Source organism: Gemmatimonadaceae bacterium (assembly GCA_035606695.1).
GTDB lineage: Bacteria > Gemmatimonadota > Gemmatimonadetes > Gemmatimonadales > Gemmatimonadaceae > JAQBQB01.
Genome location: DATNEW010000019.1, coordinates 199,582 through 225,458 on the forward strand (window position 1 = coordinate 199,582; position 25,877 = coordinate 225,458).

A 25,877-nucleotide genomic window follows, 5' to 3' on the forward strand; every position below is an offset into this window, starting at 1 on the left:
AGCCGTCGCGTTCGGACCCTCCCCACCTTGAGGCACGACGATGCGAGACGCCAGGCGAAGTTTGTTGCTGTCGATCGTTCCGCTATTCGCTGCCGGCGTCCTCGCCGCGCAAGCACCCACGGCCACCGTTACCGGCCAAATCACCGACTCCCTCACACAAACTCCGCTCTCGGGCGCCGAAGTGTTCATCGCGGCGCCTGGCGGTGGTGGACGCGGCGCACGGACGGCCGCGAATGGACGATACACCATCACCGGCGCCCCCGCGGGCACCGTGACGTTGCGCGTGCGCGCACTCGGCTACGCGCCGAAGGAGCGCGGCGTCACGCTCACCGCATCGCAGACCGCGACGTTCGACTTCGCGCTCTCGACGCGGACCACGCAACTCGATGAAGTCGTCGTCACGGGCACGGGCGGCGCGGTCGAACGCCGAGCGGTGGGCAACGTGATCGAGAGCATCAACGCGGATTCCGTCCTGGCGACGGCGGCCCCGCGAACGGTCGATCAGCTGATCGGCGCGCGCACGCCGGGCGTCATCATGCTGCCGTCCACGGGCCAGGTTGGTACCGGCGCGCAGATTCGCATCCGCGCGGTGGGCAGCCTCTCCCTCGGCACCGACCCGATCGTGTACATCGATGGCGTGCGCATGGATGCCAATCCAGCACAGGGGCCGTCGCAGCGCGGCGGCGCCGGCGCAAGTCGTTTGAACGACATCAACCCGGACGACATCGAGTCCATCGAGATCATCAAGGGTCCCGCGGCGGCGACGCTCTACGGTACCGAAGCGTCGAACGGCGTCGTCCAGATCATCACGAAGCGCGGCAAGACCGGTGAATCGCACTGGGATTTCAACATGCGCCAAGGCACGAACTGGTTGGCGAATCCCGAAGGCCGCGCCGGACTGCTTTACGGAACCGACAAGAGCGGGAATCTCATCAGCATCAACCTGTACAAGATGCAGCTGGATTCCGGCAAGGGTCCCATCTTCAACAATGGCCGGAATCAAGGGTACGCGCTGAACCTGCACGGCGGCACGGACGCCACGCGATACTACCTGTCGTCCAACTACGACAACGACGTCGGCGTCGTCTCGTGGAACTGGGACCGGAAGATCTCGACGCGCGCGAACATCGACGTCGAGCCGAACAGCAAGCTGCGGCTGCAGGGAAGCCTGGGCTACATTCGCGATCGCATTCGTCTGGCGCAGCCGGGCGAGATCAATCCGGACCCGTTCAGCAATCTCGTATGGGGGCGTCCGAGTCTCATTCCTTCGACGGGCGGGTTTGGCTTCGCGCCGCGCTCGCTGTGGGACGACGTTGAGGATCACGCCGACGCGGATCGCACGACCACCAGCATCACCGCGAACTACGAGCCGGTGAGCTGGTTCACCCAGCGGTTCGTGGCCGGCTACGACGTGAACTCGGAGAACAACTGGACGCTGTATCCGCGCGAGACGCCGGAGAACGTCAATTTCTACGGCTCGAATGGGCTCGGCGAAAAAAGCGTGGATCGCCAGGCGCGCAACGTGCTCACGCTCGACTATACGGGCAATCTGAAGTACGCGCTCCGCATGTTCGACTTCACGACGTCGTTCGGCTTCCAGCACTATCGCTCGGAGGTCAACGACATCACGGCGAGTGGAACGACGTTCCCGGCGTCGCCGATCACCACGGTCTCCGGTACGACGACGAAGAACGCGGCGGAAGCGTACACCGCGAACGCGACCGTTGGCCTGTATGCGCAGCAGGAGCTCGGGTGGCAGAATCGCCTGTTCCTGACCGCGGCGCTCCGTGGCGACGACAACAGCGCCTTCGGAAAGTCATATAAGGCGGCGTACTATCCGAAGGTCAGCGGCTCGTGGGTCATCAGCGAAGAGCCGTTCTGGAAAGAGAAGCTCTCGCGCTTGAGCAACATCGTCAGCGATCTGCGATTCCGCACCGCGTACGGCGCCGCGGGCACGCAGCCCGGAACCTTCGACGCGCAACAGCTCTACACGTCGAGCACGGGCTTCACGAACCAGCCGGGTCTCGTTCCGCAGTCGTTCGGTAATCCGCAGCTCAAACCGGAACGCAGCATGGAGCTCGAGACGGGCTTCGAGGCGACGGGCCTTAGCGGGCGTGCGAACGTGTCGTACACGCACTTCTCGCGTCAGGTGACCGACGCGATCGTCAACGTGCCGTTGCCGCCGTCGACTGGTTTCCCCGGCAATCAGGTCGTGAACATCGGCCGAGTGAAGGCGTGGGGCAACGAGCTCGCCGCTTCGTATCAGATCCTCAGGGGACGCCGCGTCGGTTGGGACATCGGCACGCAGCTCGCCAACAACGGCAACCTCATTCAGGACATGGGCGGGCAGCAGTTCCTGACCGTCGGCGGTGGTGGGCAGGGGCAGAATCGCGTCGGCTACGGCATCGCGGATCTGTTCATGTACAAGGTGCGCTCGGCCGTGCTCGATGCGAAGGGCAACGTGTTGTCGGCGATCTGCGACGGGGGCACTGGCGCGTCCGGCCTGGAGCAGGGTGGACCGGACAAGCCGTGCCCGATCGGCAGCTTCACCGGCACGCCCGCGCCGCGCGTCTTCTGGGGTCACTCGCAGCCGACGTGGCAGGCGGGATTGAATACGTCGGTCACACTGTGGCAGAACCTGCGCTTCTACGCGCGCGCCGACGGCAACGGCGGCAACTGGCAGGAAGACACCGAGATTCGCGCGCTGGCGAACCAGGGTTCGCAGAAGGCCGTGATTCTTCACAACGATCCGTTGCTCCAGACCTACCGCGCGATCGAAGCGGACGGTCCGAGCACCTACCGCGCGGGCTTCCTCAAGCTCCGCGAACTCTCGGCGTCGTACACGCTGCGCCCGCAGCTGTTGCAGCGGTTCGGCGCGTCGGCCGGCACGGTCACGCTCGCCGCGCGCAACGTCTCGATGCTGTGGACCGCGCAGCAAGGCTGGAACACGTCGCGCGACAACGAGATCTACGTCGACATCGCGAACCAGCACGTGTGGGACCCGGAAACGCGCGCCGTGGGCGCCTTGTCGAACGGGTTCCAGACGGTTCTGCCGCCGACCGCCAGCTTCGTCGCCACTTTCCGTCTTACCTACTGAGTGAGGAGATCGAGAGACATGTCATCGCGAATCATGCGTCGATCGACGCTTTTCACTCGGACGCGAAATTCCGCTCGTGCGGTCACTCGCGTCATTGCCGGGCTGGCGTTCGCCGGCCTCGGCGCCTGTAACAGTTTGCTCTCCGTGGACAATCCGGCCAGTGTGCCCGTCGAAGCGCTGTCCGATCCGACGCTCATTCGTCCGCTCACCAATGCCGCCATTCAAACATTGCAATGCGGCGTCGAGCAATACGACGCCAGCACGGCGATGCTGGCCGGCGAATACCTGTCCTCGAACGGGTTTGTCGACAACCATCCGTGGGAGTGGCGTGGCATCGTCGAGATCAAGGCCGCACCCGGGTCATGCAACTTTGGTCTGAACACTACGGCGATGGGCTTCTATACGCCGTTGCAGCAAGCGCGCTTCCAGTTGGACGACGCGTTCAACCGCCTGGAGAAACTGACCGATGCGGACGTCGTGTCGCGCACACTGCTGATGGAAGAAATGCGCGCGTATGCCGGCTACGCCGACTTGCTGCTCGGCGAAGGCATGTGCCAGATGACGATCGACGACGGCCCGGCGATGACCCGCGAGCAGGTCTTCGCGCTCGCGGAAAGTCGATTTACCGATGCGATCGCGCTCGCGGCGAAGGTCACGGACAGTACGACGACGGCCGCGAGCGTGCTGAACATGGCGCTCGTTGGCAGAGCGCGCGCGCGTCTCGACCTGAAGCACTTGCCCGAGGCGGCGGCTGATGCGAACGCGGTGCCGACCGGCTTCGTTCGCAATGCCGAATTCACCGAAGGCGGCGCGCCGGCGCGCACGAATCGTATCTTCAACCTGACGATTCGGAATGCGTTCCTCTCAGTGGCCGATGCGTATCGCAACATGACGGTGAACGGCGTCAGCGGCAACGTCGCCGACCCGCGCGTGGTCACGAAGAGTGCGGGTCTCGGCAACGACGGTGTGACGCCGCAATTCCAGCAGCAGAAATTCACCGCGGGCGGCTCACCGATCCCAATCGCGTCGTGGAACGAAGCACAGCTCATTTACGCCGAAGCAGTCGGCGGGCAGGCGGGCTTCGACGCGATCAATCGCGTGCGTGCCGCGAACAAGGTGCCCGCGCTGGCTGGTGCGGTGCCGACGGGCCAGGCGTACACCGATCTCGTGCTCGAGGAACGGCGGCGCCAGCTCTTCAGTGAAGGCCAGCGCTACGGCGACATGCTGCGCTACAACCTGCCGTTCACATCAGGGGTGAATCGCAAGGGGCAGACCTACAGCAACCTCACCTGTGTCCCGTTGCCGGACGTGGAAACGTTCAACAATCCGAACTTCAAGAGCTGATCGTTGCGTGACGATGGACGAACGAAGAGAGCGGGCGAGCCGAAATGGCTCGCCCGTTTCTCGTTCGTTCTCTTTGCGCGGCGCACCGTGTCCGATAGCTTCCACGATCATGACCATGCGAGAACAGCTCGAGCTGCTCGAGCGCCGGATCGCCGAGTCGGAGCAGGGCGGCGGCGAGAAGCGCGTCAAGGCGCAGCATGCGAAAGGAAAACTCTCGGCGCGTGAACGCCTGGACCTGTTGCTGGACGACGGCAGCTTCGTGGAGTTCGACCGATTCGTGGTGCATCGCTCCTCGGATTTCGGTCTCGAGAACGAGAAGTACTACGGCGACGGCGTCGTCACGGGCTACGGCCGCATCGACGGGCGGCTCGTGTACGTTTTTTCGCAGGATTTCACGGTGTTCGGCGGATCGCTATCGGAATCCTTTGCCGAGAAGATCTGCAAGGTGATGGACCTGGCGGTGCGCAACGGCGCTCCGGTGATCGGGCTCAACGACTCGGGCGGCGCGCGCATTCAGGAAGGCGTGGTGTCCCTCGGCGGGTACGCGGACATCTTTCTGCGCAACACGCTCGCGTCTGGTGTGGTGCCGCAGATCTCCGCGATTCTCGGTCCATGCGCGGGCGGCGCCGTCTATTCGCCGGCGATCACGGACTTCATTTACATGGCGCGCGGCACGTCGTACATGTTCGTTACGGGTCCGAACGTCGTGAAGACGGTGACGCACGAAGACGTGACGATGGAAGCGCTCGGCGGCGCCGAGACGCACGCGGGCACGTCGGGTGTCGCGCACTTCATTCATGATTCCGAGCCGGCGACGATCGCGGCGATTCGCGAGCTGTTCCGGTACATCCCGCAAAACAACGTCGACGATCCGCCGCGCGGCCGCGGTACGGATCCGCGCGACCGGCGCGATGAATCGCTGCTCACCGCGGTCCCCGAGAATCCGAACAAGCCGTACGACATGCACGAGGTCATCCGGCGTGTCGTGGACGACGGTGAGTTTTATGAAGTACAGCGGGAGTACGCACAGAACATCATCTGCGGTTTCGCGCACCTCGGCGGGCATAGTGTGGGGATCGTCGCGAATCAGCCGGCGGTGCTGGCGGGCGTGTTGGACATCAATGCATCGCTCAAGGCGGCGCGATTCATTCGCTTCTGCGATGCGTTCAACATTCCGATCGTGACGTTCGAGGACGTGCCGGGATTTCTTCCGGGCGTGACGCAGGAGCACGGCGGCATCATCAAGCACGGCGCCAAGCTGCTGTTCGCGTACTGCGAAGCCACGGTGCCCAAGCTCACGGTGATCACGCGCAAGGCGTACGGCGGCGCGTACGACGTCATGTCGTCGAAGCACATTCGCGGCGACTACAACGTCGCGTGGCCGACGGCGGAGATCGCGGTCATGGGGCCGAAGGGCGCGGTCGAGATTCTGTTCCGCAAGGAGATCAACGACAGCGACGATCCGCAAAAGGCGACGGACGAGCGGGTGGCCGAGTACACGTCGAAGTTTGCGAATCCGTACATCGCGGCGGGACGCGGCTACCTGGACGACATCATCGATCCGCGCGACACGCGCCCGCGGTTGATCGACGCGCTCGACACGCTCAAGGCGAAGCGCGATCGCAACCCGCCGAAAAAGCATGGGAATATTCCGCTCTGAGCGATGGGCGATGGCGGTTGAGCGATGGGCGCTCAAACCCCACGGCCGCCCGGCGCCCATCGCCCACCGCCCATCGCATGTTTAAGAAAATCCTCATCGCCAACCGCGGCGAGATCGCGCTGCGCGTCATTCGCGCGTGCCGCGAGATGGGCATCACGTCCGTCGCCGTGTACAGCGACGCCGACGCGCGCGCGCCTCACGTGCGCGAGGCCGACGAGGCGGTGCACATCGGCGCCTCGCCGCCGGGCGAGAGTTATCTCAAGGGCGACCGCATCATCGAGGCGGCGCAGCGCGTCGGCGCCGAGGCGATTCATCCCGGATACGGCTTTCTGTCGGAGCGCGAGTGGTTCTCGCGCGCGGTGCGCGACGCGGGGCTGGTGTTCATCGGGCCGCCGCCGGAAGCGATTGCCGCCATGGGCAGCAAGACCGCCGCGCGGCAGCTCGCCATCGCCGCCAACGTGCCCGTGGTTCCCGGCACGACGGAAGCGCTTCGCGACGCCGACGAAGCAAAGCAGATCGCCGAGCGAGTTAGTTACCCAGTGTTACTAAAAGCGGCCGCGGGCGGTGGCGGCAAGGGCATGCGCGTCGTGCGCGAGCCATCAGAAATGGCGAATGCGCTCGACACCGCTCGGCGCGAAGCGAAGAATGCCTTCGGCGATGACGCGGTCTACGTCGAGAAGTACATCGTCGGCCCGCGGCATGTCGAGATCCAGGTGTTGGGCGATCAGCACGGCACCATGCTCTCGCTCAACGAGCGTGAATGCTCCGTGCAACGGCGGCATCAGAAGATGATCGAAGAGGCGCCGAGTGTGGCGGTGAGTCCCGAACTGCGGCGGCGCATGGGAGAGACCGCGGTGCGCGCCGCGAAGTCCGCGGGCTACGTCAACGCCGGCACGTGCGAGTTCCTGCTCGATCGCGACGGCAATTTCTATTTCCTGGAGATGAACACGCGGCTCCAGGTCGAACATCCGGTCACGGAACTGGTGACCGGCCTCGATCTGGTGCAGTGGCAAATTCGCATCGCCGCCGGCGAGCGGCTGCCGTTCTCGCAGGACGAGATCGTGCCGCGCGGCTGGGCCATCGAGTGCCGCATCACGAGCGAGGATCCCGCGAACGGATTCGTGCCGTCGACGGGGCGCATCTCGTATCTGCACCTGCCGGCGGGACCCGGGGTGCGCTGGGACGGCGGTATCGAAGTCGGCAGCGACGTCGGTCTCTACTACGATCCGATGCTCGCCAAGCTGATCGTGCACGCGCCGACGCGCGAGGCGGCGATCGACCGAATGCATCGCGCGCTCCTGGAGCTCACGATCGAAGGCGTGGAATCGTCGCGCGATTTCCATTTGCGCGTGATGGAAGACGCGGAGTTTCGCGCGGGTGCGATCGAGATTCAGTGGTTGGAGCGGCGGCTCGAGTCGCTCGTCAATGCGAAGCCGCCGGCGGACACCGCGAAGACCGCGGCGCTCGTCGCGGCGCTGATCGCCGATCGCGATCGTCATGTGGCGCGGCGCCCGGTCCATGGCGCGGCGGCGCCGAATGCAAGCGCGACGCCGGGTGCGACGGCGGATGCATGGACGCGCATCGCCCGCCTGGAATCGCTGCGGTGAATTCCGCCGACGTGTCGATCGAGAGCATTGCGGCGGGCGGCGACGGCATCGCGCGCGCGAACGGCGTCGTGGTGTTCGTGCCGCGCGGCGCACCGGGCGACGTCGTGCGCGTTGCCATAGACGAGCGGAAGCGATTCGCGCGTGGAACGATCGAGACGATCCTCACCCCGTCGCCCGATCGTGTGGATCCGCTGTGCTACCACTATCGCATGGACAAGTGCGGTGGGTGTCAGTTACAGCACTTGAATTACGACGCGCAGGTTCGCGCGAAGCAGGTGATCATCCGTGATTCGCTGACGCGGATCGGAAAGCGCTCGGTCGATCTCCCGAGCGTCGAAGGCAGCCCCATTCAATGGCGCTACCGCCGAAAGCTCACGCTGGCCATTCGCCGCGCCCGCCGCGCCGGCGACTGGGTGATCGGTTTGCATCGATACGACGATCCGGTGGGCATCTTTCAGCTGGCCGACTGCCCGATCACCGACGAGCGCGTGTTGCGCGTGTGGCGACAGATCATGGAAGCGCGCCAGCACTTTCCGCCGGGCGACGAGCTGCGCGCCGCCGTGCAGTTGCTCGAGGATGGCGCGTCCGTCGTCATGGAAGGCGCCAACGCGTGGCCCGCGCGATCAGAGTTCTTTGATGCCGTGCCGCTGGCGACGTCGGTGTGGTGGCGGCCGGCGCATCGGGCACGGATGCTGGTCGCCGAACGTGGCCGAACGTTCGGCGAGGCGTCCTTTGCGCAGGTGAACGCGGCCGTCGGCGCACGCCTGCACGAGTACGTGCTCGAACGCGCGCGCCATCATCGGCCATCCCGCGTGGTCGACGCGTATGCCGGCGCTGGCGCGACGGCGATTCCACTCGCCGCCGACGGCGCGCACGTCACGGCGATCGAGCTCGATCGGGACGCAGTCGCGCGGTGCGCGGCGCTCTTGCCCGAAGGCTCGGAGGCGATCGCGGCACGGGTCGAAGACGTCATCGCACGGGTGCTCCCCGCCGACGTCGTGTTGATCAATCCACCGCGGACCGGCGTGCACGAAACGGTAGCGCACGTCATGGAATCGCTCGACACGCCGCCGCGCGCGCTGATCTACGTGAGTTGCGATCCCGCGACGCTGGCGCGAGATCTCACCCGCATGCCGCGCTACCGCATCGAATCGCTCCGCGCGTTCGACATGTTTCCACAAACCGCGCACGTCGAAACGGTGTGCGAGCTCGTTCCCGCAACGGCGGCCGCATGAAGTATTTCGTTCGGGTGAATGGGGAAGAACACGAAGTCGTCATCGACAGCGAAGGTGTTCACACGAACGGTGAAGACGTCGCCGCGACGGTCGCCGATGGCGACGGCACCCCGGTGCGCATGGTGACGATCGGCAACGACGTGCATCGCGTCGTCGTACGCCCGGGCGGGTCGCGCGGGGAGTATACGCTGTGGCTCGACGGCTATCGGTTCGAGGTCGAGGCGATCGACGAACGCACGCGTGCCATCCGCGAGTTGTCGGGCGCGAGCGCGGGTCCGGTTGGTCCGGCGCCGCTGAAAGCGCCGATGCCGGGATTGATCGTGCGCGTGAACGTCACGGTCGGCGATCAGGTGCAGGCGGGACAAGGTATGGTCGTGATGGAAGCGATGAAGATGGAGAACGAGCTGCGCGCGACGGCGGCGGGCCGCGTGAAGTCGGTGTTGGCGACGCCGGGGGCGGCGGTGGAGAAAGGCGCGCTGCTCATCGAGCTCGAATAGCGGAACTCACCTGGAGAATCGATGCGTCGAGCCACGTTGGTTGCCGTCGCCCTGTGCGTCGGAGTCACATCTCGCTCCGCACGCGCGCAAGCCGCGCCGCCCGCCACTGACATTTTTCTTGCGCCGCTCACCATCACGAGTGGAACGATCACCGTCGGCGCGCCCGTCAACATCACGCATCGCGCCGGCTATGACAATCAGCCGTCGTTCACGCCGGACGGACGCGCCATCCTGTTCACGTCGATTCACGACGACGGACAGGCCGACATCTATCGCTACGACCTGAAGTCGAAAGCGATTTCACGCATCACCACGACACCGGAGAGCGAATACTCGCCTACCGTGATGCCCGGCGGCAAACGATTCTCCGTCATTCGCGTCGAGCACGATTCGACGCAGCGGCTGTGGAGCTTCGCGATGAACGGCAGCGACCCGCGCCTTGTTTTGAAAACACTCAAGCCCGTCGGCTATCACGCGTGGATCGATGCGGACCACGTCGTCTCGTTCGTCCTCGGCTCGCGGCAGTCGCCCAACGCGCTCGTGATGTCGACCGTGCATGACGGCCACGCGGACACGCTCGCTCGCGACATTGGCCGATCGCTGGCGCCGATGGGCCACGGCGAATTCTCGTTCGTGCAAACTGGCGATTCGGGTTCGACGCTCCGCGCGATGAGCTGGCCGAGCCGCGCGTCCAGAGACTTGATGACGCTGCCCGGGAAGTCGCAGGACATCGCGTGGGTCGCGCGCGACGCAGTCATCGCCGGCGATGGGACGAAGCTCCTGACGCGTCGCGCTGGCGGCGGCGACTGGCGCGAGATCGCGGATCTTGCCGCGCCGGGACTGACGGCGATCACGCGGCTCGCCGTGAGTCCCGATCATAGGTGGCTGGCTATCGTCGCGGTGCCGAAGAACTGACGACCTCGATCCGCGCGATCACGTCGCCCTCGAGAATGCCGTCGACGACGTCGATGCCGTCGATCACTTCGCCGAAGCTCGTGTAGTCGCGCGTCAGGCGCAGGTTGTCGCGCAAGTTGACGAACCATTGTGCGTCGCCGGTATCGTGGCCGCGCGTGCTCATGCCGACGGTGCCACGTACTTGTGGGAGCGCGGACAGCTCGTCGCGGAAGAACCGCGGGTAGCCGACATACTCGTTGTTGCCCGGGCCACCGCCTTCGATCACGAAATCCGGCTCGACACGAAACCAGGCGCGATTGTTATAGAATCCTGATCGGACGAGCTGAAGGACGCGCGCCGTGGTAATAGGCGCCACGTCGCCACGCAGGCGAACGTCGAAGTGTCCACCGCCGCTCGAGTCGGCGAGCGTGACGCGAAGCACGACCTGCTTTCCGAACGCGAGCGCTGCCGCCTCGGGGGCGAGCGGCACAGGCGCCGGAGCCTTCAGCAACTCGGCGGACACATTCGCGACGCCGGCTTCTCGTAGCCGGTCGGCGACCGCGACACGGGCGTCGCGGGAGGTTTCGCTCGAATCAGCGCGCAACCGCGCGAGGACGCGTTGTCCCGCTCTGATCACGTCCTCACTGCGCGGCGTTCCCTCGAGCGCTACCGCGGCGGCGCGGATGGCCTGATATCCCCTCGCGTCGAGCGCGCGAAGATACGTGTCGTCGGCGGAATGACCCGCGACTTTCGCCAATCCGTCGACGGCGGCCTCCTTGACATTGTCGTCCGGGTCGGCGGCGAGCGCGCGAAGTGTCGTCGTGTCGTCCAACTCCCGCGCGGCGCGGGCCGCGTACACCCGCACCCACGGAATGCTCGACTTCGCAAGGCGTGATAGGGGCGTTCGGCTCGTTCCGGGCGATAGTCGCGCGAGCGTGACCAGCGAATGCGCGGGCAACTGCCAGGACGCGTGGCCGCGCTTGCGTGCGGACGTCCGGCTTGGCGCGCTGACCAAACGCGTCAACTCGGTGAGCACCGTCGCGTTGCTGCACTCCGCTGACATGAGATCGATCGCTCGGAGCACGACATGCGGGTCGTCGTCGCCCGGACCGGCGCGCAGCAGCGAACAATCGAGAGGCTTTCTTGCCAGGGCGCGGAAACGGAGGCGCCAGTCCGGATCCAAGTAGGCCGGCGCAGCGCTCGGAGCGGGAAGCGAATCGCGCTTCGCGAATGCTGAATCCTTGACGCGAGCCCAACCACGCGCGGCGATGAGCCGGACCTGCGGATTCGGGCTCGCCAAGCCCTCCCGGAAGGCGGCCGCGGCCGAATCGCGCCGATCCTCCGCCGTAAGGAGCCGTGCGACGAGCGCCGAGTCCGCCTTTGTTTGTGCAGGAAGGGCGGATGCGGCGAGGAGGATGAAACCCGTAAGTTGACACCGCATAAGTCTTTATCTATTTTGAGAGTCTGTCAAAAAATGCCTTCAATGGCTGCCGAGACCCGGGTTGCGTGCCGCACCGGTGAGGCGTGGGACCCACTTTCGTTCGTTTCTCCCGATGAAAACGTTCTCCGCCACGCCCTCGGACATCGAGCAGCGTTGGTACATCGTCGACGCCGAGGACATGATCCTCGGTCGCTTGGCGACCGAAGTCGCGCGCATCATTCGCGGCAAGCACAAGCCGATCTTCACGCCGCACATGGATACCGGTGACAACGTCATCGTCATCAATGCGTCGAAGGTCAAGGTCACCGGCCGCAAGGGCGAGCAGAAGGAATACTTCCGCCACACCGGTTACATGGGTCACGAGCGGTTCACGCCGCTCTCGACGATGATCGCGAAGCACCCCGAACGGGTGATCGAAAAGGCCGTCTACGGCATGTTGCCGAAGACGGCGCTCGGGCGCCAGGTCCTGCGCCGCAAGCTTCGCGTGTACGCGAATGCCGATCATCCGCACGTCGCGCAGCAGCCGACCACGTTGACCTTCAACAAGAGCGAGAAGTAATCCATGGCCGAGCAGAACATCCACGCGATCGGCCGCCGCAAGGAAGCGGTGTGCCGGGTTTTCCTCAAGCCGGGATCGGGCAAGTGGGACGTGAACGGCCGCACGCTGGGCGACTATTTCCCGCGTCCCTCGCACGTCACGTCCATCCAGCAGGCGTTCGTGGCGACCGATACACTCGGCCGCTATGACGTCAAGGCGAACGTCGACGGCGGCGGCAACACCGGCCAGGCCGGTGCGCTGCGTTTGGCGGTCGCGCGCGCGCTCGTGAAGATCGATGAGGGTCACCGGCCCAAGCTGCGTTCGCTCGGGCTCCTGACGCGCGATGCGCGCGCGGTCGAGCGCAAGAAGCCGGGCCGTCCGAAGGCCCGCAAGCGGTTCCAGTTCAGCAAGCGTTAGTGCGTCATCCCGAGCGAAGCGAGGGATCTGCCGTCGGGGTCAGAGGGACATCCCTCTATCGAGATGCCAGATTCCTCGCCGTCGGCTCGGAATGACGGTCGTTCCGCAGGTCATCTCACAGGATCTCCGAGTGTTGCTTCGGTGCCGTTTCGACGGTGGAGCAATGCGATGACGAGACTCCGACGTCACAACCAAACCGAGGTTCGTACCATCCATGGCTGATCAGCAGCAGACCAACACGCCGACGCTCGAGGCGCTTCTCGCCGCCGGCGTCCACTTCGGGCATCAGACCCGTCGCTGGAATCCCAAGATGCGCCGCTTCATTTTCGCGGAGCGGAACGGCATCCACATCATCGATCTGCAGAAGACGCTGCGGCAGATCGAGCTCGCGCAGAAGCTGGCGCGCGACGTCGTCCTGCGCGGCGAGAACGTGCTCTTCGTCTGCACGAAGCCGCAGCTCGCGGGCATCGTCCGCGCCGAGGCCGAGCGGGCGGGCGCGCTGTTCATCACCGAACGTTGGCTGGGCGGCCTGCTCACCAACTATCAGACGGTGAAGAAGCAGGTCCGCCGCATGAAGGAGCTCGAGGCGGGCGGTGAAGAGGGCGGCGACTTCGAGAACTACACGAAGAAGGAGCAGCTCATGCTCCGGCGCGAGCGCGAGAAGCTCTCGAAGTATCTGAACGGCATCCGCAACATGGGCCGTCTGCCCGGCTTGATGTTCGTCGTCGACTCCAAGAAGGAGCGCATCGGCGTCAGCGAGGCGAACAAGCTCGGCATTCCGATCGTCGCGATCGTCGACACGAACGCGGATCCGGATCTCATCACGGTGCCGATCGCCGGCAACGACGACGCCATCCGCTCGGTCGAGCTGATCACCAAGTCGATCGCCGATGCCGTCGTCGAAGCGCGCCGCGAAGCGCCGGCGCGCGTCGAAGAGGAAGAGGGCGAGAGCTACACCTACAGCTCCGACCGCGGCGCTGAACCGGCCGGTGAAGAAGACAAGAAGCGCCGCCGTCGCCCGCGCCGCCGTCGCGCCAAGCCCGAAGCGATTGCCGCGCGCCTCAAGGGACCAGGTGAAGAGGGTGGGGCTGAGGGCGGTGAGGCACCGGCGGACGAAGGCGCTGCCGAGTAACAACCGTCATCCCGAGCGCAGCGAGGGATCTGGCGTCACGGTAGAGTGACCAGCCAATCCGACGGGAAAGAAGATTCCTCGCTCGCTGCGCTCGCTCGGAATGACAACTCAAGGAAATCAAAATGGCTATCACGGCAAAGGACGTCGCCGCCCTGCGTGAGCGCACGGGCGCCGGCATGATGGATTGCAAGAAGGCGCTGGAAGAGACGGGCGGAAACGTCGACAAGGCCGTCGAGCTACTCCGCACCTCTGGAGCGGCGAAGGCCGAAAAGCGCGCCGGTCGGCAGGTCAAAGAAGGCATGATCGCCAACTACATCCACCACAACGGCAAGATCGCCGTACTCGTCGAGCTGAATTGCGAGACCGATTTCGTCGCGCGCACGGACGATTTCCAACAGCTCGGCAAGTGGATCGCGGAGCACGTGGCCGCGGCGGCGCCGCTCGCCGTCGACAAGGATCAGGTGCCGGCCGAGAAGGTCGAGTCGGAGCGCCGCATCTTCATCGAGCAGGTGAAGGCCGAAGGCAAGCCGGAGCACATGATCGACAAGATCGTCGAGGGCAAGGTGCAGGCGTTCTACAAGGACGTCGCGCTCATGCATCAGGCGTGGGTGCGCGAGCCCAAGAAGACGATCGGCGATCTCGTGAAGGAGACGTCCGCGAAGACCGGCGAGAACGTGCAGGTTCGGCGGTTTGTGCGGTATCAGTTGGGCGAGGCCTAGTCGTCATCCCGAGCGAAGCGAGGGATCTTGCGTCATGTTAGAGGGGCAAGCCACTCGACCGGGATGTTAGATTCCTCGTCGCTTCGCTCCTCGGAATGACAACCCGCATGACCTCTCTCAAATACCCGCGCGTTCTGCTGAAGCTGTCCGGCGAAGCACTTGCCGGCGACAAAGGCTTCGGATACGACTTCGACACGGTGAATCGACTCGCCGACGAAGTCGTTTCTGTTAAGGAGACCGGCGCGCTGCTCGGCATGGTGATCGGCGGCGGCAACATCGTGCGCGGGTCGCTCCTCTCCAAGACCGGCATGGACCGCGTCGCCGCCGACTACATGGGCATGCTCGGCACGGTCATCAATGCGATGGCCGTTCAGGACGTGCTCGAGCGAAAAGGCATCGACACGCGCGTGATGACGGCCATTCGCATGGAAGAGATTGCGGAGCCATACATCCGTCGCCGAGCGATCCGTCATCTCGAGAAGGGGCGCGTGACCATCTTTGCCGCCGGCACCGGCAATCCGTACTTCTCGACGGACACCGCCGCGGTATTGCGCGCCATTCAGATCAAGGCGAACGTGATCATCAAGGCGACCAGCGTCGAGGGCGTCTACTCGGCCGATCCCAAGCGCGAACCGAACGCCAAGTTGTACGACGAGATCAGCTTTCGCGACGTGATCATGGAGGAGCTCAAGGTGATCGATCAGACCGCGATCACGCTCTGCCGCGAGAACGCGCTGCCGCTGATCGTTCTCAACATCCACCGTCCTGGCGCCATCGTCGCGGCGATTCGCGGCGAGCGCGTCGGCACCCTCGTTCGATGAGCTCAATTCAACAAATTCTCAAGGATGCCCGCACGGCGATGGACAAGGACATCGCCCACGTCAAGCACGAGTTCTCGTCCGTGCGCTCGGGCAAGGCGTCGCCCAACATGCTCGACACCGTGCGTGTCGAGGCGTACGGCCAGCTCATGCAGCTCAATCAGGTGGCGACCGTCAACGCGCCCGAACCGCGCGTGCTCATCGTGACGCCCTTCGACAAAGGCCAGATCAAGGTGATCGAGAAGGCCATTCGCGAGGCGGGGCTCGGTCTCGAGCCGTCGGCGCAGGGCGCGATCATTCGCGTGCCGCTGCCGCAGATGAACGAGCAGCGCCGCAAGGACCTGGTGAAAGTCGTGCACAAGTACGCCGAAGACGGCCGAGTCGCGATCCGTCACGCGCGCACGCAGGGACGCGAAGGCCTCAAGAAACTGAGCGGCGTCTCCGAAGACGACGTCAAGCACGCCGAGAAGGAGCTGCAGAAAGTCCACGACGACTTCATTCACAAAATCGACGAGCTGATCAAGGCGAAAGAAGCCGAGATTATGGAAGTTTAATATGCGCATTCAACGAAGTTTACCATGCGCAGTCCGAGCGTAGGCGCGCGGCGCCGAAGCGAGGAACGATAAATTGGCGAGCGGTGAGCTAACCAAGCGCATTCTCTTCGGCATCGTCGCCGCTCCGGTCGCCATCGCCATCGTGCTCTTCGGCGGGTGGCCGCTTGCCGCGCTGCTCGCGGTGGCGTCGGCGCTTGCGGCGTGGGAGTTCTTCCGCATCGCGCGCGCGGGCGGACTCGCGCCACTCGACGACGTCGGCGTCGCCGTCGCCGGCATCGTGCCGCTCGTCGTGCATGCTCGCTATTTGCATCTCTACAACCCGGACGCGACGATCGGCGTTGCCTCGGTCGCCATGCTTGCGATGCTCATGCTGCTCGGCCTCGCGATCTGGATGCGCGGCGTGCAAGGCAAACCGCTCGGCGGCGTTGCCGTGACCGCGTTCGGCATTGCGTACACCGGCGGCGCGCTGAGCTACGCGTACGCCATCCGGTATCAGGACTACGCGTTCGCGCCCGCGGCGATGCGCATCGGCGCTCGCTCGTTCGACGTGCCGTCCGGTGGCTTGCTGCTGTTGCTGCCGCTACTCGTCACGTGGGCGTCGGACATCGGCGCATATGCGTTCGGGCGCACGTTCGGACGGCACAAGCTCATCCCGGCGGTGAGTCCCGGCAAGACGGTCGAAGGGGCGCTCGGCGGGCTCGTGGCGAGCGTGATCGTCGCGTGGGCATGGACCGCCTGGCCGCTCCGGCCGGCGGCGCACCTCGGATTCAAGTGGCCGCCGGTGGGGATCATCGCGTTCGGTGCGCTCGTGAGCATCGCGGCGCAGATCGGCGATCTTGCTGAATCTCTCATCAAGCGTGAAGCGGGCGTGAAGGACGCGTCGAACATCATTCCGGGCCACGGCGGCGTGCTCGATCGCGTCGACAGTCTGCTTTTCGTGCTTCCCGTGTCGTACGTCGTGCTCGGGTGGCTGCTCACGTGGGCGCCGTCGTGAGCGGCGATAAGAATTCTGTGATGCGCGGAGTCGCGATTCTCGGGTCGACGGGGTCGATCGGCACGACCGCGCTGCGCGTGCTCGAGCGGCAAAGCGACCGGTTTCGCGTCGCCGCGTTGACCGCGTACAACAACGCGGAATTGCTGGGCGACCAGGCGGCGCGCTTCGATCCGCAATACGTGGGCATCGTCAAGAACGGCGTCACTCCGCACGCGGGTTGGCGCGTCGGCCCGGAGTGCCTCGTCGAAGCCGCGCAACGCGACGACGTCGACATCGTCCTGAACGCCGTCGTCGGCGCGGCGGGTCTCGATGCGACGCTCGCGGCACTCGCGTGCGGCAAGCGCGTCGCGCTCGCGAACAAGGAAACACTCGTGATGGCCGGTTCGCTCGTGACCGCCGCCTGCGCGCAGGGCAGGGGCGAGCTCATTCCCGTCGACAGCGAGCATAGCGCAATTCTGCAGTGCATCACGGGCCGCCCAGACGTCGATGTGCGGCGCGTGATCATCACCGCGTCCGGCGGTCCCTTTCGGCAGTGGACGCCGGAGCAGCTCGAGCGTGCGACGCTCGAGGACGCGCTGCGGCACCCGACGTGGCAGATGGGCCGAAAGATTACGGTGGACAGTGCGACGCTCGCGAACAAGGCACTCGAGGTCATCGAGGCGCACTATCTCTTCGGGCTGCCGTACGATCGCATCGAGGTGGTGGTGCACCCGCAGAGTATCGTGCATTCGTTCGTCGAATTTGTGGATGGCAGCGTGCTCGCCCAGCTGGGCGTGCCAAGTATGGAGCTGCCCGTGCTGTATGCGCTGACGCATCCGGATCGCGTCGCCGACGCCGGTGTACCGGTATTCGACCCGGTGAAGTGTTCGCCGCTGACCTTCGAGTCCGTGCGAGCCGAGCAGTTTCCCGCGTTCGCGCTGGGCGTGGCCGCCGGCCGGCGTGGCGGTGCGGCGCCGGCTGTGTTCAATGCGGCCAACGAAGCCGCGGTGGCGCTGTTTCTCGACGGGCGCATTCGCTTTGGAGAGATTGGCACGGCCATCGCGGGCGCGCTCGATGCATTGGCAGGTTTGCCCGCCGACAGCCGTGAGGCCGTTCTCGCGGCGGACGCCGCGGCGCGCCGGAACGTTCATGAACGATTCGCCAGCTAAAACCGCTCAAATCGCATGCTAGCGTGGCTCGCTCCGATTCTCGTCTTCGGGCTCGTGATCTTCGTTCACGAGTTCGGCCATTTCCTCGCCGCCAAGGCGCTGGGCGTCTACGCGCCGCGATTCTCGATCGGCTTCGGGCCGTCGATTTTCAAGTTTCGGCGCGGCGAGACGGAATACATCCTCGCGTGGCTGCCCCTCGGCGGCTACGTGCGCATGGCGTCGCGCCACGACGCGGAGACGGCGTTCCTCGAGGGCGGCAACGAAGAGCAGGGCGCCAAGAAGGAGACCGATCCCGACTTCGATCCGAACGCGATGGTGCCGTTCGGTCCCAAGCCCGTTCCCGAGAATCGCTGGTTCGAGAGCAAACCGCTGTGGGGGCGGATCATCATCATGCTCGCGGGCGTCGTGATGAACGCGCTGCTCGCGATCGTCGTCGCCACGGCGCTGGTCGCGCGCCAGGGCCGGGACGTGGTCCCCTCAACAGTTGTGGGGAGCGTCAAAGCCGTTCCGGGCGCGCCGCTCCTTGCGCAGCTCCAGACCGGCGACACGATCAAGTCCGTGAACGGCTCGCCCGTCGCGAGCTGGAACGACGTCGAGCGGCACATCCTGGAGAGCGGCGACGTCGTGGAATTCACGACGCAGCGCAGCAGCATGCGCATCGGGCTCGATGCGGCGCGCGGGGCCACGCCGGAAACCATCGCCGACGCGGTATTGTACTTCCTCGCGCCGGTGATCGATTCGATCGTGCCGGGCGATCCCGCGTCGCACGCGGGATTGCAGCGTGGCGATTCGATCGTGAGCGTCAACGGCCATTCGGTACGCGTGTGGACCGACATGGTGGATGAGGTCAGCCCGTCGGCGGGCAAGCCGCTGAGCTTCGTGTTCATGCGCGGCGGTGCGCGCGATTCGCTCACGATCACGCCGAAAGCGGTCGAGGAGCCCGATCCGGAGACGGGCGCGGTGCACACGGTCGGCAAGATCGGCGCGGCGGCGCGGAACCCTGTCGTGCACGAGGACGTCTCGTTTTTTGCTTCGATCGGCTACGGCTGGCGCGTGACGCTTGCCGATGCGGGCGCGGTGTTCCGCGTGCTCCACCAGATCGGGACGGGTCAGCAGTCCGTGAAACAGCTCGGCGGGCCGATCGCGATCACGCGCGCGGCGGTCAGCGCGGCGCAGAGCGGCTTCGACGTGTTGTTCCGGCTGATCGCGCTGCTCAGCATCAACGTCGCCGTGCTCAATCTCCTTCCGATTCCGATTCTCGACGGCGGCCAGATTCTGATCAACGTGTTGGAATCGGCGAAGGGCAGTCCGTTCAGCATGCGCACGCGGGAGTACATCCTGCGGTTTGGACTGTTCGCCATTGCCTTGTTGTTCGTGATCGTGATGTACAACGACACCCGCGCCGGGTTCGCGAAGATGTTCGGGTGGATCGGACACCTCTTCGGAGCCTGACCGGCTCGGCTTGTGGCCGAGCCGCAAGCTCCCGCTTTACTTCGGCTTAGGCCCTGTTTACCATTCATAGCTACCCGCTAACTACAGCAGGCCGCCAACGTGGCGGCGTTCATTCAGTCATCGATCCATGGCTTTCGACAAAGCACCCACCGTCACGAAGTACCGCACGCACGAAACCGACGCCGGCTCGACCCGCGTCCAGGTCGCGATTCTCACCGACCGCATCAATTATCTGAACGACCATTTCCGCGCCCACCAGAAGGACCACCACAGCCGTCGTGGTCTCCTCAAAATGGTCGGAAGACGCCGTCGCCTCCTGAACTACCTCAAGCGGACCGATGTCGACGGTTACCGCAAGATCGTCCAGGAACTGGGCCTCCGGTACTAAATCGACGGCATGAACGATCGCGCGGGCGCACCTATTGCGGCCCGCGCGTTTTGTATCTCCCCGAACAACATTTCCAGGCAGTCACGCGCTGTCCCACGCCTTTTTCCAGGCTTTTGAGCAATGATGCAACGCGTCGAAAAGACCTTTGCCGGACGTAAGCTCGTCATCGAGACCGGCCGCATGGCCAAGCAGGCCGCCGGCTCCGCGCTCGTCCAGTTTGGCGATACCATGGTGCTCGCCGCCGTTACCGTCAGCGACACCCAGAGCCCCCTCGACTTCTTCCCGCTTCTCGTCGAGTATCGCGAGAAGACCTACGCCGCGGGAAAGATTCCCGGCGGCTACATCAAGCGCGAAGGACGCCCCAGCGATGCCGAAATTCTCTCGGCGCGCATTATCGATCGGTCCATCCGGCCGCTCTTCCCTGAAGGCTTCAAGAACGAAGTCCAGGTCTTCATCTACGTCATCTCCGCCGATCAGGAAAACGCCGCCGACGTGCTCGCCCTCGTCGCCGCGTCGTTCGCGCTGAACGCGTCGAAGATTCCGTTCACCACGCCCGTCGCCGCCACGCGCGTCGGCCGCATTCAGGACAAGTGGGTCCTGAACCCGACGTTCCAGCAGCTCGCGTACAGCGACATGGAAATCGTCGTCGCCGGCGGCACGGACTTCATCAACATGGTCGAAGGCGGTGCGCTCGAAGTCTCGGAAGAAGACGTGGTCGAGGCGCTCACCGTCGGACAGAAGGGCATTCGCGAGCTCATCGCCGCGCAGGAAGAACTGCTCAAGCAGATGGGCAGCGATCGCCCGAAGAAGATGGAGTGGAAAAAGGCCGAGATCGACAAGACGCTCAGCGCCAAGGTCAACGACCTCGCGAACGGCAAGATCAAGGATGCGCTCAATCAGAAGGACAAGCACACGCGCATCGAAGCGGTCGAGAAGGTGAAGAAGGAAATCGCCGAAGGGCTGATGACCGACTTCCCCGACAACAGCAAGGACATCAAGACGCTGCTCGGCGACGTCGAGTACACGCAGCTTCGCTCGCAGGTGCTCGACACCGGCTTCCGCGTCGACGGCCGCAAGTCGAACGAAGTGCGTCCGATCACGATCGACACCGGCCTGATTCCCCGCGCGCACGGTTCCGCGTTGTTCACGCGCGGACAGACGCAGGCGCTGGTCACTGCCACACTCGGCACTGCCAACGACGTGCAGCGTTATGAAAGTGTGAACGAGCCGAAGGAATCGACGAAGTCGTTCATGCTGCACTACAACTTCCCGCCGTTCTCCACCGGCGAAGTGCGGCCGATGCGCGGCACCTCGCGCCGCGAGATCGGCCACGGCAATCTCGCCGAGCGCGCAATTCAGGGCGTGTTGCCGGCGTTCGAGGAATTCCCGTACACGATTCGCATCGTGTCCGACATTCTCGAGTCGAACGGATCGTCGTCCATGGCGTCGGTCTGCGGCGCGTCGCTCGCGTGCTTCGATGCGGGCGTGCCGATTCACGCGGCGGTCGCCGGCGTGGCGATGGGCTTGATCAAGGAAGGCAGCAAGTACGCGATCCTCACCGACATTCTCGGAACCGAGGATCACTTGGGCGACATGGACTTCAAGGTCGCCGGCACGCGCACGGGCATCACCTCCATTCAGATGGACATCAAGATCGAGGGGCTCGACCTCAAGATCATGAAGGAAGCGCTCGCGCAGGCGAAGGAAGGCCGCCTGCACATCCTCGGCGAGATGGACAAGGCGCTGCCCGAGAAGCGCGGCGATCTGTCGCCGTGGGCGCCGCGCATCGTGACGATGAACATCAGTCCCGAGAAGATCGGCGATCTCATCGGTCCCAAGGGCAAGACGATTCGCGGCATTCAAGACGAAACGGGCGCGGAGCTCACCGTCGACGATACGGGCCTGGTCACGATCGCCGCGGTTGGCGGCGAGTCGATGGAGCGCGCGCGGCAGATGGTCGCCGCACTCACCGCCGAGCCGGTCGTTGGCGAGACGTACGAAGGCATGGTGAAGACGACGACGCCGTTCGGCGCGTTCGTCGAGATCATGCCGGGCACCGAAGGGTTGGTCCACATCTCCGAGATGCGCCACGAGCGCACCGAGAAGACCGAAGACGTCGTGAAGAAGGGCGATCGCGTGAAGGTCAAGCTGATCGACAGGGACGAGCGCGGCCGTCTGCGCCTTTCTATGAAAGCCCTCGTGCCGAGGCCCGAGGGCATGCCCGAGCCCGAGCCGCGTGAGCGGAGCGGCGGTGAGGGCGGCGAAGGTGGTGAAGGCGGTGACCGTCCGCGTCGCGAGCGAAGCGAAGGCGGCGGTCGCGGCGGTTCGCGCGGTGGCCGTGGCGGTCGCGGCGGCGGGGAGCGTTCGCGCCGCGACTAGCTCGCGCCGTGCGATACCGCTCGTCATTCCGAGCCGCAGGCGAGGAATCTGCCTTCCCTTCGGAGTGGCCGGCCACTCGACCATGATGCCAGATTCCTCGCTGCGCTCGGAATGACAATCTTCTCCCGTACGGATCTTCAACGCACTGTTCTGCCCAACGGACTGACCGTTCTCTCCGAGCACATGCCGGGAGTACGGTCGGTTTCGTTTGGTGCATGGGTACGCGCCGCGTCGCTGCACGAGACGCGCGCGAAGATGGGTGTGTCGCATCTGCTCGAGCACATGGTGTTCAAGGGCACCGAGCGCCGCACCGCGCACCAGATCGCGCTCTCGCTCGAGGCGCTCGGCGGTTCGCTCGACGCGTATACCTCGCGCGAGCACACCGTCTATCAGGGCCGCGTCCTCGATGAGCACCTGTTCGACGCGGCGGACGTGATCGGCGACATCGTCTTCCGGCCGACACTACGCGACACGGACCTGGCGCTCGAACGCAAGGTAATCCTCGAAGAGATCGGCATGGTCGAGGATACACCGGACGATCTCGTTTTCGAGCTGCACAACGAGCTCCTCTGGGGCGATCACCCGTACGGCTACTCCATCCTCGGCACACGCGAGACGGTGAGTGCGCTCGGCGTGCGCGATCTGCGCGCGCTGCACCGGCGCGCCTATCATCCCGGCCAGCTGATCGTCGCGGCGTCCGGGAACGTGGAGCACGAGCGTTTGATCGACGTTCTCGCGAGAGCCGGCTGGGCCGACGTCGCGTCAGGCGACGCGACTCGGCTCGTATCACCTGTGGCGACGGCCCAGCCGCCGAGCGTGCGACACGTGACGCGCGAGGGAGCGCAGACGCACATCGTAGCGGGGTCGCAGGCGATCGCGCACGGCGATCCTCGCCGGTTTCCGATGCTGCTTCTGAGCATGCTGTTGGGCGGCGGCATGAGCTCGCGGCTGTTTCAACGTGTGCGCGAAGAGCTCGGGCTGGCCTACTCGGTGTACACGTATCAGTCGTTTCACGCCGATACCGGCATGCACGGCGTGTACGTGGCGACGGCGCCGGATACGGCGAGCGCGGCACTCGACGCCATTCGCCACGAGCTGCGCTCCGTGACCGAGCAGGGGTTGCCGGCGGATGAGATTGCGATGGGCCGCCAGCAGCTCAAGGGACAGATCACGCTGTCGCTCGAGAGCGTCTCGTCGCGCATGTATCGCGCGGCGTCGGTGGAGTTGTACGGCGAACCGTATCGCACGCTGGACGAGTTGCTGGCGCTGATCGACGGCATTTCGGACGAGGACGTCGCGCGATCGGCCGCCGAGTTTTTCGAGCCCGATCGGATGACGGTGTTGAGCCTGGGTCCGAAAGGCGCGGATTGAGCAGGGGCTAATTAGTTTCCGACGCGGAACGGGGTGTGGAGCACGTCATCCCGAGCGAGCGGAGCGAGTCGAGGGACCCCGGTCCCGACGGAGGAGCCATAGACAGCGCTCCGCTGAGAGGGGGATCCCTCGACTCCGGCGCTCCGCGCCTCCGCTCGGGATGACACGTTGATTTGAATGACAACAATTCAAAGATACTAATATGAAGATCGGCGTACCCAAGGAAATCAAGACGAACGAGAACCGCATCGCGCTCGTGCCGGCCGGCGCTGAAGCGCTCGTGGCGGCGGGACACGCGGTGCTCGTCGAGACCGGCGCGGGCGTCGGCAGCGGCTTTCCCGACGAAGCGTACACGGGCGTGGGCGCCAAGATCGCTCCCGATGCCGCGACCGTGTGGAAGGACAGCGACATGATCATGAAGGTGAAGGAGCCGATCGAGAAGGAATGGCCGCACATGCGGCACGGTCAGCTCGTGTTCACCTATTTCCATTTCGCGGCCGACGAGAAGCTGACGCGCGCGCACATGAAGAGCGGCGCGACCTGCGTGGCCTACGAGACCGTCGAGCTGCCGACGCGCGAATTGCCGCTCTTGACGCCGATGTCCGAGGTGGCCGGCCGCATGGCCGTGCAGGAAGGCGCCAAGTATCTCGAGAAGCTGTACGGGGGGCGCGGCGTGCTGCTGGGTGGTGTGCCGGGTGTCGCCCCCGCCAAGGTCGTCATCCTGGGCGGCGGCATCGTGGGCATCAACGCGGCGAAGATGGCGGCCGGCCTCGGTGCCAAGGTCACGATTCTCGATCTCTCCCTCGAGCGCCTGCGCTACCTCTCGGACGTCATGCCGGCCAACTGCGTGATGATCCACTCGAACCGCCACAACGTGCTCGAGCAGATCGAGACGGCGGACCTCGTCGTGGGCGCGGTGTTAATTCCGGGCGCCAAGGCGCCGAAACTCGTCCGCAAGGAAGATCTCAAGCTCATGCAGCCCGGGGCGGTGATCGTGGACGTGGCGATCGACCAGGGTGGATGCGTTGAGACCATTCATGCGACGACGCATGAGAATCCGACCTACGTCGTCGATGGGATCATCCATTACGGCGTAGCCAACATGCCGGGCGGGGTGCCCCGGACGTCGACGCTGGCGCTGACCAACGCGACGCTCCCGTATGCGCTCCAACTGGCCAACAAGGGCTGGAAGCAGGCGCTTCGCGACAATCCGGCGCTGCTCAAGGGACTGAACATGACCGAAGGTCGTGTGACGTATCCGGGGGTTGCCGAGGCCTTTGGCCTGACTTATGAAGATCCGCGACAGTTCATTGCCTAACTGCTGAAGCCCCAATATCTTGTACTGAATGCGCTGGCCTTCGTTCCTCTCAAAATCCGGATCGCTTTTCCCGGCAAACGCCATCGGCGTCGACCTGGGCACGGCCAACACCCTGATTTACGTCAAGGGTGAGGGCATCGTGCTCAACGAGCCGTCGGTGGTCGCCATCGACCGCGAAACCAAGAAGATCAAGGGCGTGGGACTCGAGGCCAAGCGCATGCTGGGCCGCACGCCGGATGGTGTCATCGCCGTGCGCCCGATGAAGGACGGCGTCATCGCCGACTTCGACGTGACCGAGAAGATGCTGCGTTACTTCCTGACGCTCATCATCGAGAATCACGTCTTCAAGGTGAAGCCGCGCGTCATCGTCTGTGTGCCTTCTGGTATTACAGAAGTAGAAAAGCGCGCGGTGCGCGACTCGGCCCTGGGCGCGGGCGCGAAGGAAGTGTTCATGGTGGCGGAGCCGATGGCCGCGGCGATCGGCGTCGGGCTGCCGGTCGAGACGCCGACCGGCAACATGGTGATCGACATCGGCGGCGGCACGACGGAGATCGCCGTCATCGCGCTGTCGGGCATCGTGAGCGACACGTCCATTCGCACCGGCGGCGACGAGCTCGACATGTCGATCGTGCAATTCATGCGCAAGAACTACAATCTGCTGATCGGCGAGCCGACGGCGGAGCAGATCAAGATCCAGATTGGAAGTGCGGCACCGGTTGGCGAGGAGCGCGAGATGGAAGTCAAGGGACGTGACCTCGTCTCCGGCATCCCGAAGACCGTGCGCGTCCATTCGAGCGAGATCCGCGAAGCGATCCAGGAGCCGATCCAGCAGATCGTCGACGCGGTGCGGCGCGCGCTCGAGATCACGCCGCCG

The 25,877-nt window shown here is 65.0% G+C and carries 22 protein-coding genes; 21 read left to right on the forward strand and 1 reads right to left on the reverse strand.

Annotated features, from left to right (window positions below; genetic code table 11):
• The first annotated feature begins 40 nt into the window (after window positions 1-40).
• The 7 genes from VN706_08250 to VN706_08280 all read left to right on the forward strand — a co-directional run bounded on the left by VN706_08250 (window position 41) and on the right by VN706_08280 (window position 10,355).
• Entirely contained in the window at window positions 41-3,097 is a 3,057-nt protein-coding gene (locus tag VN706_08250) for a SusC/RagA family TonB-linked outer membrane protein (protein HXT15606.1), read from the forward strand.
• A gap of 18 nt (window positions 3,098-3,115) precedes the next feature.
• Complete coding sequence (locus VN706_08255) at window positions 3,116-4,441, forward strand: RagB/SusD family nutrient uptake outer membrane protein (GenBank protein ID HXT15607.1); 1,326 nt, start codon at window positions 3,116-3,118, stop codon at window positions 4,439-4,441.
• Between the two features lie 115 nt (window positions 4,442-4,556).
• Window positions 4,557-6,101 carry an acyl-CoA carboxylase subunit beta gene (locus VN706_08260; GenBank protein ID HXT15608.1) on the forward strand — a complete coding sequence of 515 codons (1,545 nt, stop codon included), beginning with the start codon at window positions 4,557-4,559 and terminating at the stop codon, window positions 6,099-6,101.
• A gap of 77 nt (window positions 6,102-6,178) precedes the next feature.
• A complete protein-coding gene (locus VN706_08265) occupies window positions 6,179-7,708 on the forward strand; it encodes an acetyl-CoA carboxylase biotin carboxylase subunit (protein ID HXT15609.1) in 1,530 nt (509 codons plus the stop codon).
• Window positions 7,705-8,943, forward strand: a complete 1,239-nt coding sequence (locus VN706_08270; protein HXT15610.1) for a TRAM domain-containing protein — start codon at window positions 7,705-7,707, stop codon at window positions 8,941-8,943. Before VN706_08265 ends, VN706_08270 begins: the two co-directional genes overlap by 4 nt.
• A complete protein-coding gene (locus VN706_08275; protein HXT15611.1) occupies window positions 8,910-9,440 on the forward strand; it encodes a biotin/lipoyl-containing protein in 531 nt (176 codons plus the stop codon). The genes VN706_08270 and VN706_08275 overlap by 34 nt, the downstream gene beginning before the upstream one ends.
• Window positions 9,441-9,461: 21 nt before the next feature.
• Window positions 9,462-10,355, forward strand: a complete 894-nt coding sequence (locus VN706_08280; GenBank protein HXT15612.1) for a hypothetical protein — start codon at window positions 9,462-9,464, stop codon at window positions 10,353-10,355.
• Here VN706_08280 and VN706_08285 read toward each other — a convergent pair.
• A complete protein-coding gene (locus tag VN706_08285; GenBank protein ID HXT15613.1) occupies window positions 10,330-11,775 on the reverse strand; it encodes a peptidylprolyl isomerase in 1,446 nt (481 codons plus the stop codon). The two genes, VN706_08280 and VN706_08285, sit on opposite strands and share 26 nt — an antisense overlap.
• 112 nt (window positions 11,776-11,887) lie before the next feature.
• Here VN706_08285 and rplM point away from each other — a divergent pair, with 112 nt between their 5' ends.
• The 14 genes from rplM to VN706_08355 form a co-directional block, all read left to right on the forward strand.
• Entirely contained in the window at window positions 11,888-12,334 is a 447-nt protein-coding gene (rplM, locus tag VN706_08290; GenBank protein HXT15614.1) for a 50S ribosomal protein L13, read from the forward strand.
• 3 nt (window positions 12,335-12,337) lie between these two features.
• A complete protein-coding gene (gene rpsI, locus VN706_08295; GenBank protein HXT15615.1) occupies window positions 12,338-12,730 on the forward strand; it encodes a 30S ribosomal protein S9 in 393 nt (130 codons plus the stop codon).
• A gap of 214 nt (window positions 12,731-12,944) precedes the next feature.
• A complete protein-coding gene (gene rpsB / locus VN706_08300; GenBank protein HXT15616.1) occupies window positions 12,945-13,862 on the forward strand; it encodes a 30S ribosomal protein S2 in 918 nt (305 codons plus the stop codon).
• A gap of 122 nt (window positions 13,863-13,984) precedes the next feature.
• Complete coding sequence (gene tsf / locus VN706_08305; protein ID HXT15617.1) at window positions 13,985-14,581, forward strand: translation elongation factor Ts; 597 nt, start codon at window positions 13,985-13,987, stop codon at window positions 14,579-14,581.
• 107 nt (window positions 14,582-14,688) lie between these two features.
• Window positions 14,689-15,402 (forward strand): UMP kinase, encoded by a 714-nt coding sequence (gene pyrH / locus VN706_08310; protein ID HXT15618.1) that lies wholly within the window; start codon window positions 14,689-14,691, stop codon window positions 15,400-15,402.
• Window positions 15,399-15,953 (forward strand): ribosome recycling factor, encoded by a 555-nt coding sequence (gene frr / locus VN706_08315; GenBank protein HXT15619.1) that lies wholly within the window; start codon window positions 15,399-15,401, stop codon window positions 15,951-15,953. Before pyrH ends, frr begins: the two co-directional genes overlap by 4 nt.
• Window positions 15,954-16,026: 73 nt before the next feature.
• Window positions 16,027-16,947 carry a phosphatidate cytidylyltransferase gene (locus tag VN706_08320; protein ID HXT15620.1) on the forward strand — a complete coding sequence of 307 codons (921 nt, stop codon included), beginning with the start codon at window positions 16,027-16,029 and terminating at the stop codon, window positions 16,945-16,947.
• Between the two features lie 20 nt (window positions 16,948-16,967).
• Window positions 16,968-18,095 (forward strand): 1-deoxy-D-xylulose-5-phosphate reductoisomerase, encoded by a 1,128-nt coding sequence (gene dxr / locus VN706_08325; GenBank protein HXT15621.1) that lies wholly within the window; start codon window positions 16,968-16,970, stop codon window positions 18,093-18,095.
• A 15-nt stretch (window positions 18,096-18,110) separates the two neighbouring features.
• Window positions 18,111-19,547 (forward strand): RIP metalloprotease RseP, encoded by a 1,437-nt coding sequence (gene rseP / locus VN706_08330; GenBank protein HXT15622.1) that lies wholly within the window; start codon window positions 18,111-18,113, stop codon window positions 19,545-19,547.
• 127 nt (window positions 19,548-19,674) lie between these two features.
• A complete protein-coding gene (rpsO, locus tag VN706_08335; GenBank protein ID HXT15623.1) occupies window positions 19,675-19,935 on the forward strand; it encodes a 30S ribosomal protein S15 in 261 nt (86 codons plus the stop codon).
• 120 nt (window positions 19,936-20,055) lie between these two features.
• On the forward strand, window positions 20,056-22,314 hold the full coding sequence (locus VN706_08340; GenBank protein HXT15624.1) for a polyribonucleotide nucleotidyltransferase: 2,259 nt from the start codon (window positions 20,056-20,058) through the stop codon (window positions 22,312-22,314).
• A 111-nt stretch (window positions 22,315-22,425) separates the two neighbouring features.
• The gene (locus tag VN706_08345; protein ID HXT15625.1) at window positions 22,426-23,685 is read left to right on the forward strand and encodes a pitrilysin family protein; all 1,260 of its coding nucleotides are present in this window, start codon (window positions 22,426-22,428) and stop codon (window positions 23,683-23,685) included.
• Between the two features lie 202 nt (window positions 23,686-23,887).
• Window positions 23,888-25,003, forward strand: a complete 1,116-nt coding sequence (ald, locus tag VN706_08350; protein ID HXT15626.1) for an alanine dehydrogenase — start codon at window positions 23,888-23,890, stop codon at window positions 25,001-25,003.
• 28 nt (window positions 25,004-25,031) lie between these two features.
• The coding region (locus tag VN706_08355; protein ID HXT15627.1) for a rod shape-determining protein at window positions 25,032-25,877 on the forward strand (846 nt) is incomplete at its 3' end.